We start from the raw sequence: 12,671 nt of genomic DNA on the forward strand, positions 1-12,671 counted from the left end.
GTTGGAGTCTTTCGTTAGAGGTCGTCGGGGAAGTTCCATTTCTCGGGCAGCACGGTGCCCATGACTTCACCCGGGAGTGGACTCAGCAGCAGGTCGTCCGCACGGTCGCTGAAGTCGGTGCCGTTGCCGGGCCCGCGACATTCGAGCGTGGAGCGGATGCCAGTGCTCTTGATGTACGTGTGGATCGCTCGCTGAACGACGTAAGAGCCGTTCACGCGGTCACGCATGCCCTGCACCGAGATGGTCTGGGTGTCGCGGATCCACGGGTCGCCCTTCGCCAGATCGAACGTTGCCTCGACCTGGGCGCGGTTGAACGCTTCCATCTTGGAGTTGGCAGCCGCAGTGGCTTCCCGCCGCCGATTTGAACCATTCGCCCATCGGATATTCGCCGCCAGTGGCCTGCCCGATCGGAGCGGTCGATGACTGGACCCATTTGCGGACCTTGTCGTGCTCATCCCACCAGAACGCCTTGACGCCGCTGAACGCGGAGCGCTGCATGTAGCGGACCTGCCAGTCGCCGAAGTGCTCCGGCTTGAGCACCAACGTCGGCACGGGCTCGCCGCTGGCGTTGGTGACGGAGTCGCGAGGCACAAACATCAGCTTGCCGTCGACCACCTTCGCCACGGCGCCGTAGCGGCGCTCCAGCTCGTTGATGACGTGCAGGTTGCTGGTGATCTGGTTCTTGGTCTCGACCTGTTGGTCGGTCAGACCAGTGGCACCCGCGACGGCCATACCGGTCTCGCCGGCAATGTCACTGAGGATCTCGCCGACGGTCTTGCCGATGTATTCCTTGGTCGTCGGCGCCTTGTTCAGGTCACCGAACTTGGTGGACGTGCCGACCAGCTGCACACTGCGCGGCTTGCCCTTGTAGACGACGTCGGTGAGATTGAAGGTTCCGAGATAGGCAAGGCCCACCTCTTTGTAGCCGAGGTAGACGCCGATCTGATCACCAGGATCGACTGTGGCGAGAGCCCAGTCTCGGTCATCGAGAGTGATGGTGCAGTTGTCGCCCTCGCCGCCGCCAGCGATCAGCTCAACTTTGATCTGCGTGGTTCGGTCGTTGAAGTTCCCCGTGATATCGATACCGCCCTTCATGACGCGGTAGATCGGGGTGTAGCCGGTGGCCATTTACACTCCGCGCAAAAAGAAAGTCCGCCCCGAAGGACGGCCTTCATACGCTGTCGCGTATATTTCGCGGCTATACGCGCTCGCGTATGCCGCTGATCATTTCCAGAGGAAGACCTGCTTGAGCACCGGAGGTGCATCCAGCGTCTTCGGTGCGTCCGGAAGGTTGATTGTGATGCCCAACGGGAGCACGATGCCGTAAAGCTCGACGCCAGGGTTCTGCTCGATCACCCATTCCACGATCCCGTTGGACGAGTTGCCGTATCTGGCGAAGCAGATACGGTCGAGCCTATCGAAAATCTTGGTGACGTAAGTCGACATCAGATCCCCAGCTTCGAGTTGTCGTCGGTTGCCGCAGGGATCACGACGCCGCCTGTGTAGACGTCATCTCCGTACTTGGTCAGCTCGACCGTGAAGTCGATCTTCTGTGCGATGCCGATCGCGCCGATCTTCTGCTCGACTGTCCGGACCCGCTTGATCGCATAGGTGCCGACGAACTCGGCTGCATAGCCGGCTGGGTCTTTCAGCGGGTAGAACCGCATCATGTCCATCGGCTTGCCTCGCCTGCCCGCCGCCTTCAGGCGCGAGATCGTGTCGAGACCGCCGAAATGGTACGGGTACAGCTTTCCGTCGATCGAGATGTTCTCTTCACCTGGACCGACAAACTGCATCGCCGGATCACGGGAAAGCCGATCATTCGACACCCAGGTGAACTGGTGGTCGCGCTGGATCGTCTCGAAGTTCGGCGTCTCATGGTTCGGCAGCGGAACGTAGAAGAGGATCGTGTCGCTGCCATCCGTGGGGGCCGTCTCTCCCTTCGCCAGGACGGGAGCCATGCCCAACAGCATGAATGCCATAGATACCTCTCGGATTGTTGGAGGAGAGCCCGGCCCCGTAGGGCCGAGCTATTCGCGTTAGGTGTATTCGGAGTCCGTGTCGTGGGTCCGCCAGTTCATCTGCTCGTCGACGCGGCGCTGGACCAGCGTTGCGAGAGCTTCCGGATCGTGGCTGTTGCCGTTGATGTGGATCGCGACGCTACCCCGGCCGCTGCCGCCAAAGTCGCCCCTCATCGGGACGCCAGACTGCGGAGCCGCAGGAACGTTCTTGATCGCATCGGCCGGCGACGGCACATCGTTGATGTGCTGCTCGATGAACCTGCGATAGTTGATCGCGCCTTGGCGACCCTTGCCGTAGGCTGAGCCAGGACCGACCCAGTCGGTGAACTCGTTGCCGTCCAGCCTGCCGGTCTTCGGATCCCTGAGTCTGAGCCCGGGGATGCCGGTTCGCGCCGACCCGTTGGGATCGGTCGGCAAGCCTTGGTCGGTGTGACCACCGATGATGTGGCTGCCGGCGAGCGCGCGGTTCGTGAGCGCGTCGTACTTGGCGAACTCCTTCGGATTGCGCTTCAGTCGCTCGATCGTCGGCCCAAGTTCGCCTCGACGGATGGGACCGTAGAAGCTCCTCGGGTTGATCCGGCCATCGGCGCTGTAGCCGAGCATCTGACGCATGGTCTTGCCCTGCATGTCCGCACGGTTCATGAGGCTTTCGATCGTACCGCCCCTGCTCGCGCCCTCGGTCGCCTGCATTGCAGCGAGGTGCATTCTCAGGGTCGGATCGTCCTTCAGCTCCTGCTCGAAGCGAGCGCGTCGAGCAGCGAGGAAGGCGTTTCCACCCAAGCCTTGGCCAACGCTCATGTCAGCCGGGCCGCCAGCGGGGACGCTGGTGTCCCAACATCTGGAGCACTGCCGACACCGGAGCTAACCCTTCCACGACCGATGATGCCGCCCGTCCCAACACCGAAGTTTGGGAGCGAGCCGCCCGGCGTGACGTTCTTGATCAGGGCGTCGGGAGTGCCGACGCCATTGAGCAGGCGCGTGCCGCTGCCACCTCCGCCGCCAGCCAAAGAGGAGCCGGCACCTTCGTAGGCGTAGCCGAGACCGCCACCGCGCCGCATGGCGCTGAAGTCGGTGCTCATGAGCGAAGCTCGTTCGATCTTGCCGCCGAACTTGTCGAGCTTGTCACCCAGGTAGTTCATCGGGTGGACGTCGGCCGGGTTGAAGCCCCAACCGGACTGCAGGTGATAGCGGCTCTTCTTGTCGTCGGCGATCCGCTTCTGCCAGGACTCGTAGGACTCGCCCTTCTCCCTGATCCTCGACTTGTTGACGCCGGAGTTCTGGAGCGCAGTTGCGACGCCGGCAGCCAGTGCCGGTGAGCCGAAGATGGCCGCCAGAGCGCCAACCAGAGTCACGAACGAGGATAGGACAGAGATGACCGGGCCGAGGATCACGAGCGCGCCGACCAGAGCGATGATCTTAGCAGTGAAGCGACCCATCGCCTCCGCGTCGCCGTTGGCGCCGAAGTAGCTGGACACCTTCGACATGACGTTGGAGATCATTTCCCCGACTTCTCGCAGACCGGTGGCGAAGCCACGAGCAAACTTGAAGTAGGTCTCGGTCTTTCCGATACCGCCCTCGCCGGGCTTGCCGAACATCGACTCGAGCAGGTCGCGGAACGTGCCAGGTTTACCGAGGAAGCCTTCCGTCAGTCCGTTCAGGACTGCGGTGAGCTTGTCCTTCATGCCTCCGGTCTTGACTGCGTCGTACCAGTCAGAGACGTACTGGCTGAGCTGTTCGACGAACGGCTTGAAAGTGGATCCCAGCTCGGTCTTGATGACCTTCCAGGTGGCGCTGATGCGGCCCATCAAGAACTCGAGGCTCTTGCTGTACTCACCCCACGCTTCGCTGATGAAGTCGTTGCCTTCCGTCTGGTTTGCCGCCTGCTCTGCCAGCTCCTTCGTTCGCTTGAGCATCTCGGGAGATGCGATCATGTTCGCCAGGAACCGACCGAAGTCGGCGCCGAACATTGCCGACATCGCCTTCTGCCGATCGAGCGGCGCCTTGATCTTCTGGAACGAGCTGATCAGGTCGAAGATACCCTTGTTGGGGTCCTTCTTGAGCTTCTGCTCGATCTCGCCGTACGAGCCATACCCCAGCTGCCCGGGGAGGCTCATGAACAGCCGGTCCTTCTCGGACCGATGGTGTTTCTTGGTGATGGCGTTCGCTTCCATCGTCAGTTCGGCGAGCGTTTCACCGAGGCTGCCGAGGAATCGAGCGGCCTGCTGGCCCTGAGCACCGGCCTGGATGGCCGAGGCGCCGAACGCCAGAGTCGACTGCTGGTTCATGCCCAGCAGCGCGCCGGAACCCATACCGGTGCGGAGGAACGAGAACATCTGGTCGGGACGAGCGGCGGTCTTTGCAGCCAGGAACGCGGCGATGTTGCCGAGACGACGGACACCCTTGATGTCCTTCAATCGGCCGGCACCAAATTCCTGCGCGATCGCATAGCCCATGCCGTCCATGGCCTGGTCCGCTTCGACACCGAAGGTCTTGGCGAGCATGGTGACCATCTCGCCCGTCTGTTCCGACATCCTTTCCGGAACGCCGGCCTTGGCGGCCTCAACGACGGTCTGCATGAACCGCGCCGGGTCCTGACCGAGCTGAACGGACTTCGGCAGAATGCGCTCACGAAGGCCGGCGAAGCCGCCGGGGATATCCTTCTCGTCCATGTTGATGCGGGCGTTGGCTTCCGCACGATCCATGTCGGTGGCCGATCGGATCGCCGAACTGACGGCGCGGCCGGTGCCATACATCAAGCCGCCGCCGATGAGGCCGGCCTGGAAGCTGCCGCTGCGGACAGATCCTGCGACGGTGCGCATGGATGCCGCAAAACGCGGCGCGAGATCGAAGCGCTGCAGCTCGCTGCTGCCGATCGATGCGGTCCCGATTACGCCACTGGGCTAGATGCAGATCGGTCTCTGCCTTGTGCAGAGACGCCGTCATGCCCAGGACGCGCTGGTTTTCCTTGTTGTAGACCGAGCGATAAGCCTGGTGATACTTGATCTTTTCCTTCAGCGACTTGGCGAGGTCGTCCTTCTGGGAGCCCGTCGCCTTCTGCCAAGCTCGCGCGTGCGCCTGAATGTCTCGCTGCATGCCCTTGTAGACACGCGCATTCATCTGGCCCAGTTCGCGAGCTTCCTTGGCCATGTCGACGTACTTCTTGGTCAGGCCGTTGATGGCCTTGCCGGTCCCCTGCAGGTCCCTCATCAGCTGGGGCGACACGATCGGCGTCGTTATGGCATTCTTCGCGAAGCTCTTGTTGATCTGCTCCTTGAGAGCCTTAATCTTCGCCTGGAGAGCTGCGATGGTCGCCGAGCCGCTGGAGCGAAACTCCAGCTCGGCAATCATCTTCATGTGTTCGTCGGCCATTGCAGCTCCCTGGCTATGCGCAAAAGAAAAAACCCAGGGCGCTATTTGCCCTGGGCAGCTTTGATTGCTTCGGCGTCTCGTTGGTTCAGTGCTTGGACGCCGTCAGCGACGAGGATGAAGTCGTCGAAGTCCATTCGATCCACGGTTTCGAGCGTCCAGTGGAAACGCTCGAAGACCGGGAATGCGTCTTGGATGATGCGGGCTATTCGCTCGCCATGGGCTTCAAAAAATCCTCGAACCACTTCTTCATCGGAGCGAAGTCCTCGACGTCGATCTCGGAGATCACCTTCTCGTCGACCTCGCAGAGATCGGCGAGCACCTTCTCCATCGCGGCGATGGCGTCCTTCTCCATGTTCTTGATGAAGTTGCGGAGGTCGCGCACCTTCGGGCGGCGAGCCTTCATCTCGACGTACGTCGCGCCGCGGTACTCGAAGGGATGGGAGAGGTTGAAGGTTTCCTGCTTGATTTCGTTTGCCATTGGTTTGCACACCTATTGCTGGGGAAAAAGAAAAGGCCCCGCCGAATGACGGGGCCTGAGTTGGGAGCCTGGCTGAGCCTTAGGAGGTGAAGCCGAGGATCCGGCGCGCGTTCGCGCTCTTGTCGACGCCACCGATCATGGTGACCTTGTTGAAGACGTCGATTTCAGCGACGACATTGCCGTCGATGTTGTGCTGGTAGTAGTTGGCGCAGACGTTGATGGTCATTTCGACCTTCTTGCCGGCTTCCGCCTTGCCCGTCTTGATCGCCTTCACCAGACACAGCGTGGTGATCACCACGCCCTTGTCGCCGCCGCCCGGGGTGAGCAGGTAGCCGCGGAACGTGATCGGCACGTCGAGCGAACCCGGGCCGTAGCCCAGCTTCGTCCAGATCTGTTCGTCCCAGGTATGGAGGGTGAAATCGAACTCGATCTTTTCGATGCCGAAGGGAATTTCGACGGTGCCGTCCATGCCGCCGCCGCGAAAACTCTTCCACGGCGATGTTGATCTCGGGCGGCTGGAAGTTCGGCGCTTCGCCGATCTTGCCGACGCCGTCGATCCAGACGGTGAAGTCCTGGAGAATGTTGGAGTCGCGAAGATTGCTCGTGGTCATTTATCTCTCCGGCCACGCCGAAGCGCGCCCGATCCACGAGGGATCGAGCGGCTCGGTTGGCTCTTCTTGGGTTGTTGTTGGAGTGCTACGCCTTAGCCGTTGGTGGCGACCGACCGATTGAACTCTTCGATGAAGTCGACGTAGTACTGCGGGTTGCGCCGAGCGCGGAACTGCAGGTGCTCCAGGAGCGCCGGCGGTTCGAGATCGAAGTCGACCGACAGCTCGCCTGCAGCGAAGGTCGCCGGGGTGTTGATGTTGGCGTCGATCCAGCACTTGCCGCCGATCAGCGCGCCGCGGGAGCGGAGCAGTCGGAGGTAGGAGTTGACGTCGAGCTGGATGTCGGCGAGCAGCTGGAGGCTGAACGGCTTATCCCCATGCGGCTGCGCTCGGCGCGCTCCAGGCTCTCGTACACCATGTCCGCGGTGCGGCGGACCGAGAGGTGCGCCCAGAGCGGGTCGGTGCCGGTGCCACGCACACCCCAGAAGCGGAAGCCGTCGTCGTGGATGACGGTCGTCACCTGGGCCGCGTTGAGCATGTTCGCTTCGCAGTCACGATCGTTCGGCATGAAGTCGACCGGGCGCGACGGGCCGCCGATGTTCTGGATCAGCTCGTTCGAGAACGTGTACCAGAAGCCCCTCTCTTCATCGACGCGGGCCTGGATGCCGGCCGCGTAGGCCGAGGCAGGCTTCTGCACGTAGACGGAGTTCTCGGTATCCCAGCTCAGAACACCCGGATCGATGATCGAGATGCGCTGGCTGCCGTAGTCCTGCCGGTACTCGACCGCGTCCTCATACGAGGTGCCGGGGCCGTCGAGGAACGCCACCGCACGCAGGCGGTCGACGATCGAGGCGAAGGCGACGCCGACCGGGTTGGCGACGTGCCCCAGCGTTGCGGTGACCGAAGCCCCCGCGCCTGCGCCCGTGATGGTCACGGTCGGGATGTCGGTGTAGCCGTAGCCCGGGTCGGTGATGATCGCGCCGGTCAGCTTTCCGCCGACCACCTGCGCCACCGCCTTCGCCTGGCGACCGCCAGTCGGGGGAGTCTGGATGGTGATGTTCGTGGTGGCGAGCACGTAGTTGCTGCCCTGGTCGCCGATCACGAGGTTCTTGACGCCGTTGGTCGGGCGACCGCCGGTCAGACCCGGAGCGACGAGCAGCTTCGGCACGACGCGGAGCATCGGGCGAGCCTTGAGCAGCGACCAGATGCCGGTCTTGCCGGACGGCGAACCGACCGCGCTCGACCAGCTCTCTTCCTGGGTCTCGCCCTCGGCGACACGGGTCACCACGATCACAGCCGACTTCTGGCTGTAGATGGCGTCGACCGCGTCGAGCAGCGTGCCGGTGGACTTCAGCTGACCCGCCTTCAGTGCGTCGGCGAACACCGGCACCGGAGTGTTGAGCGGGAAGATATCCGGGTCAGCGTCCGGCGCCGTGCCGACCAAGCCGATCACGTTCGACTTGACGGTCTCAACCGGGCCGGAAGGGCTGTCGAGTTCGATCGTCTCGAGGCCGTGGAGGTATTGAACAGTCATGGGTTCTCCAAAAGAAAAGGCCGCCCCGGTTAGGGAGCGGCCTGGCTTGGGTGTTGTTGGTGTTGGTCGGTCGGCTAGAACGTCAGCGCCAAGTCGAAGAGCGCCGTCTTCTCGGCCTCCGTCTTTCCAACGGCGGCCACGCAGGCGACGATCAGCGGATTGTCCTCGACAAATTCTGTCGCGTAGTTCCAGTTGTCCTGGGTGTCCTGGTCCTGGGTCTTGACCCAGTCTTCGACCTGCGTACGCAAGCCGAACTGGTTGATCGCCAGCATGATCTGCCGCGGCGACGCCGAGCGGGCACGCGCGGGAAACGCCCCGATCGCATTGGATGCTGGGTCGTACCTCTTCTGACCGAAGTCAGCCTGAGGGTCGGCTCCGGTGTAGCCGGTGATTTCGAGCAAGAGGCCGCCGATCGGAAACACCTTCGTCGCGTCCTTGTTCGCTGCCTGGAGGCGCCACGATCCATCCGCCTCTTTCGTCGCGGTGACCTTGACGCTGTCGGCGGCGCAGAGCGGCGTCTCTCCATAGAGAGCGTCGTACCAATCCTGCCCCGTGGCATCGTTCTTCGCGAAGATGACCCCGGGCGGGAGATCGGCGGGATACGGGTCAGGCTCGTATCGCGTCCAAGTGCCGTGGTTGATGATGTTCATGTCAGCTTATGCCACGTTGAGGTTGTACCAGGATCCGGAGGCGACTTGATACTGGATGTATCGATATCGAGCAGCCGTATAGCCGCTGTTCCCGGTTACGCCGGTAACGACCGCATTCCCGCCATAGGGCTCTTCCAGTCCTCCGCCCCAACCTGGACTCCAATCGCCAGCATAAACGGTTCGCATGCTGACCACCGGGTTGACGTTGCCCGCGTGCCAGATGTAGCCGGCGCTACCGAGGTAGTAAGCAGCTCCGCCCATGTACTGGAGATATCCGGTGCCACCCGAGTTGAGATAAAGGACGCCGCCATAGGCCCACGCATTGCCGGTCGCGATGACGGCGGGGGCCGAGATGTTGCCAGAGAACGCAGAGCCAGCCAGGTTTGCCGGCGTGTAGCCGAGGTTCGCCTGGGCCCCGATGTTCGCTCGCGCCTGTGCGGCGTTTTCAACGTCCGCGAGGTTGTTGACCCCCAGCATGACCTTGCGCCACGGCGTCCAGATGTCATTCGCGAAGACGCGAACATACATGACGACTGCGGTGTTCGTGTCGAGCTGAACCGCCCGCTGAAGCGCGTAGTGCGTCGGGTTGCTCCCGTAGGACTCGACGCTGAGGTACCAGTACCCCGCAGCGGGGGCGTTGGGGTTGTTGGGGACGGTGTTGTAGTAGGTGCCCGGAGCGAGGATGGAATTGAAGTCCGTCCCAACGGCGATCGGCTGCGTCTGAAGAACACCGATGTTCTTGCGTGCCTGATCCTGCTGAGCAGCACTGAGGCCCTGCGCTTTGCCGAACGCGACAAACGTCGCATCGACTGTCACCTTCGAATAGAAGAGCGAAGGATCCCAGGTCTGGGCAGCAGCTGCATACGACTGAGCCGCATCGCGAGCCGCAAGGGTATCACCCTTCATCAGACCGATAGCCGCCCGATCGGCTGCCGTTGCAGCAGCGTCGGCATCCGCATTTGCCTTGTACTGGAGCGCCAGATCACGGGCCGCCTCGCACTTCGCGAGGGTGTCCATGACCGCCTCTTGGATAGCGGTGCCGACGTAAATTACCCAGTCGATGAATGGGCCGGGATTTCCGAAGATTGCCCGCGGTCGCACCGTCAGTTGCCCGGAATTCCTATCCCAAGCGACCAGCTCGGCGAAGGCGAAGTCGGTCATGCTGCCCTTGCGGGCGATGGTGACGAACGGCGACGGCGCGAACAGCTCGCGCTCCGCCAGATCCGGGATCGCAAACACCTGGGTGGTGTTCACGTCCAGCGTCACCTGTGAATTGGAGTGAGCGAGCAAGAAGCCCTGCTCCGACACCAGCGCGATCTTGTCGAGCGCTGGCGCCAAGACCAGGTCCAACCGATTGAGAGCGAGGCCCTCAATGTAGGCGGTCAGACCGTCGATGGCATCGAGTTCTTCCTCGTTCGAAGAAACGCGGCGATCGATGTCATCGAAACGCCGGTTCCAATATTCGGGGTCGCCGAGGTTATCCCTCGGCTTTACCCGGTAGTACTGATCATACCGGCGAGCCACGTCTTAGACCTCTTCGTAGCTGGTGACCGCATCGCCGTAGTCGGCGATCAGCGAACCCTTGACGACCACGTCGCTGCCGGGACGCGCCCAGATCTTGGGAGCGATTTCGACGGCCCGAGCGAGCGTCAGGCGATAGCTCTTGTTCGGGTCGATGCTCGGAGCCGCCGGAGCGGCCCCGTTTTCATTGTCTGCCATGAAGTGGATTCCTTACTTGGTGTAGAAGACCCGCTCGGCGACGTGGTACGTGACCTGCGGAGAGTTGGTCGTTCCGGTCTGGACGATCGTGAACTGCGTGGTGCCGGCCGGGAGACTGAACGTGTAAGTCTTCTGGTAGCGCTTCGCTTTCGAGTCCTTCAGCTCGGTGACGGTCGCGTTCGGCGTGTAATCCGTCGAGCCGACCCGAACCGAGATGCCGTAGGTGTGCGGCGTCGGATCGAACATTTCGAGCAGGTTCACGAACGTCAGGTTGTTCGCGGCGTTTGCCATCGCCGGCACGGTCAGCTTGGTCGAGACGTGCTTGAAGACCGTCTTCGGCCGCGAGACCGTCACGCGCGAACCCGTCAGATGCAGGATCGGCATCATGTCCTGAGTGCCGATGAACCGAGCCCTGAACTGCGCCAGCGGCGGAGCGACGGCGAGGATGCCGGCGTTGTCCGCGATCAGCGGCTGCCACTGACCGGTGCCGTTCGGCCGCATCTCGTAGACGAGCTGGCACGAACCCGGAACCCACTGCTCAGCCAGGATGTCGATATCCCGGAAGCCGCCGTCCAGGTTGATCGGAGCGAACTCGATCGCGACCTGAGCCGAAGCGAACTGAGCGCCGTAGACCTGGATCATCATGTCCTTGGTCAGGTCGCCCATGTAGTAGATGCCGTCCGTCGAGTAGAAGAACGTGCCGTCCAGATAGTTCTGACCGGAGGTCATGCCGATCTGGTGGTTCGCGTTCGAGATGAACACGAGCGCGTAACGCTTGCCCTTCCCGAGGAAGGTCGGCTGGATCGGGCAGATGTTCCAACCCGTGCCGATCTGGGCCTGCGGGTAGGTCGTCTTCAGGCAGACCTTGGACAGGTCGGGCATACCAGCGGTCACTTCGCAGAGCGCGAGGTGTATGTCTTCATTCGCGGCCTTGGCCGTGATGTAGAAGCCGAGCTGGGTCGCGATGATGTCGTTCGAGACCAGGAAGGTCTGAGCAACCTGCGCGCCCGTGATCGAGAGGTCAGTGGTGACCTCGTACATGAACGGCTCTTGCCAGGTGTCGATCCAGTAGTAGTCCGTGCGCTGCCAGGCGTAGGGATGATCCCACGACGCGCCGTTGTTCTGAACCGTCGTGAAGCCCGTGGTGTTGAAGTCGTACAGGTTGGTGGTATCGACCGCTTGACCCGGGGTGCTGAAGTTGTTGCCGTTGGTGCAGACCGTGTAACTGCCGCCGTACCGGACACGCGAACGGGCCATGTAGCCGACCTGCATCGAATGCACCTGATAGCCGTACTGCGAGATGCCGAGCGACGAGGTGTAGGGGCCCGTCTGGATCTTCAGGATGTTGCTGTACTTCGGCATCAAGTAGCCGCCGGCCAGAGACGCGTTCGGATCGTTCGCCGAGAACAGCGAGATTTCGAACTGGTTCTTGTTGGCGTCGTTGAACCGGATGCCCTCTTCGACCTTTGCGTCGTAGCCGAGCAACAGCGTGTTGTTGTAGTCCGACTTGTTCGGCATCAGGAAGAAGTCGGCGTCGAAGCCGGAAGCGTCGTCCGGATAACGCAGGCTCTCCTTCACGCGCGCCAGGTCCAGGTAGACCCGGGAGAGATCCGACTGGTCAGCCAGGCCCTTTACGCGGTTCGCGAGGTCGGCCAAGTCCGATGCCAGCGAGGTCACTCGCGGCTCGATGATGCCGCGGAAGGTCTCCAGCAGGTCGGTGCGGATGTCGAGAGCGTCGGTCGAGACGACCGCGTTCTGATCCTGCATGTCGATCGAGATGATCTGCGTGGTGTCCAGCGTGATGTGGGCGATCACGACGTGGGTCGCGGGCACCGCCGGAGGAACCGGGTCAGCGGCTTCAGCGCCGGCCGTGAAGACCAGCTGAGCATCGCGGGACTCGGTCATCGACACAGCGCGGGGCTCGACCGTGCCGGTGTCGACGTCGGTCAGATAATCGCGGGTCTGGATGTCCGTCTCCGCTTCCTGGCCATAGGCCGAAACGGTGACGATGCGGCGAGCTGCGGCGGCCACATAGGTGGCCACGGACTGCGTCAGGACGGCACGGCGACCATAGACGGCGCCCAAGTCGTAGACCCGGCCGGCGCCAACCGTGACTTCGACCTGGCCGGTCTTGGTCACCATCAGGCCCGAAAACTTCCGGGATGCGCTGATGCCGTCCGCAACGATGTTGTCCATCGCCTGCTGGGCATATTCCTGCAGATTGTTGTGGTCGGTCGCGACCTGTTCCTGATAGTCGCGAAAGATAACTTTGCGGTCCATTGAGGGCCTCTT

16 protein-coding genes are annotated in these 12,671 nt (G+C 62.3%); all 16 read right to left on the minus strand.

Features of this window, described 5'->3' with window-relative positions:
- Positions 1–14: 14 nt before the first annotated feature.
- Positions 15–227, minus strand: coding sequence for a hypothetical protein (locus tag ACVISU_RS41955; protein ID WP_456711027.1), 213 nt, complete (start codon positions 225–227; stop codon positions 15–17).
- Positions 220–1,128 carry a hypothetical protein gene (locus ACVISU_RS41960; protein ID WP_456711028.1) on the minus strand — a complete coding sequence of 303 codons (909 nt, stop codon included), beginning with the start codon at positions 1,126–1,128 and terminating at the stop codon, positions 220–222. Before ACVISU_RS41960 ends, ACVISU_RS41955 begins: the two co-directional genes overlap by 8 nt.
- A gap of 96 nt (positions 1,129–1,224) precedes the next feature.
- On the minus strand, positions 1,225–1,446 hold the full coding sequence (locus ACVISU_RS41965) for a tail protein X (RefSeq protein WP_028340237.1): 222 nt from the start codon (positions 1,444–1,446) through the stop codon (positions 1,225–1,227).
- The gene (locus tag ACVISU_RS41970) at positions 1,446–1,982 is read right to left on the minus strand and encodes a phage tail protein (RefSeq protein WP_028340238.1); all 537 of its coding nucleotides are present in this window, start codon (positions 1,980–1,982) and stop codon (positions 1,446–1,448) included. Before ACVISU_RS41970 ends, ACVISU_RS41965 begins: the two co-directional genes overlap by 1 nt.
- A 57-nt stretch (positions 1,983–2,039) precedes the next feature.
- Entirely contained in the window at positions 2,040–2,819 is a 780-nt protein-coding gene (locus ACVISU_RS41975; protein ID WP_456711029.1) for a hypothetical protein, read from the minus strand.
- Positions 2,816–4,723 carry a phage tail tape measure protein gene (locus ACVISU_RS41980; RefSeq protein ID WP_456711035.1) on the minus strand — a complete coding sequence of 636 codons (1,908 nt, stop codon included), beginning with the start codon at positions 4,721–4,723 and terminating at the stop codon, positions 2,816–2,818. Before ACVISU_RS41980 ends, ACVISU_RS41975 begins: the two co-directional genes overlap by 4 nt.
- Positions 4,647–5,390 (minus strand): hypothetical protein, encoded by a 744-nt coding sequence (locus tag ACVISU_RS41985; protein ID WP_456711030.1) that lies wholly within the window; start codon positions 5,388–5,390, stop codon positions 4,647–4,649. The genes ACVISU_RS41980 and ACVISU_RS41985 overlap by 77 nt, the downstream gene beginning before the upstream one ends.
- 41 nt (positions 5,391–5,431) lie before the next feature.
- On the minus strand, positions 5,432–5,632 hold the full coding sequence (locus ACVISU_RS41990; RefSeq protein WP_155258438.1) for a hypothetical protein: 201 nt from the start codon (positions 5,630–5,632) through the stop codon (positions 5,432–5,434).
- Positions 5,593–5,868, minus strand: coding sequence for a phage tail assembly protein (locus ACVISU_RS41995; RefSeq protein WP_028340240.1), 276 nt, complete (start codon positions 5,866–5,868; stop codon positions 5,593–5,595). Before ACVISU_RS41995 ends, ACVISU_RS41990 begins: the two co-directional genes overlap by 40 nt.
- Positions 5,869–5,947: 79 nt before the next feature.
- Positions 5,948–6,466, minus strand: coding sequence for a phage major tail tube protein (locus tag ACVISU_RS42000; RefSeq protein WP_456711036.1), 519 nt, complete (start codon positions 6,464–6,466; stop codon positions 5,948–5,950).
- Positions 6,467–6,571: 105 nt separating this feature from the next.
- Positions 6,572–6,829: a hypothetical protein gene (locus ACVISU_RS42005; protein ID WP_456711037.1), complete on the minus strand. Its 258-nt coding sequence runs from the start codon at positions 6,827–6,829 to the stop codon at positions 6,572–6,574.
- Complete coding sequence (locus tag ACVISU_RS42010; RefSeq protein WP_456711031.1) at positions 6,763–8,010, minus strand: phage tail sheath subtilisin-like domain-containing protein; 1,248 nt, start codon at positions 8,008–8,010, stop codon at positions 6,763–6,765. Before ACVISU_RS42010 ends, ACVISU_RS42005 begins: the two co-directional genes overlap by 67 nt.
- A gap of 74 nt (positions 8,011–8,084) precedes the next feature.
- Complete coding sequence (locus tag ACVISU_RS42015) at positions 8,085–8,660, minus strand: hypothetical protein (RefSeq protein ID WP_456711032.1); 576 nt, start codon at positions 8,658–8,660, stop codon at positions 8,085–8,087.
- 6 nt (positions 8,661–8,666) lie between these two features.
- Complete coding sequence (locus ACVISU_RS42020; RefSeq protein ID WP_028340242.1) at positions 8,667–10,184, minus strand: pyocin knob domain-containing protein; 1,518 nt, start codon at positions 10,182–10,184, stop codon at positions 8,667–8,669.
- 3 nt (positions 10,185–10,187) lie between these two features.
- Positions 10,188–10,379: a hypothetical protein gene (locus tag ACVISU_RS42025; protein ID WP_028340243.1), complete on the minus strand. Its 192-nt coding sequence runs from the start codon at positions 10,377–10,379 to the stop codon at positions 10,188–10,190.
- A gap of 12 nt (positions 10,380–10,391) precedes the next feature.
- Positions 10,392–12,659, minus strand: coding sequence for a hypothetical protein (locus ACVISU_RS42030; RefSeq protein ID WP_028340244.1), 2,268 nt, complete (start codon positions 12,657–12,659; stop codon positions 10,392–10,394).
- Positions 12,660–12,671: the final 12 nt, after the last annotated feature.

It is taken from the genome of Bradyrhizobium sp. USDA 4452 (assembly GCF_054063575.1).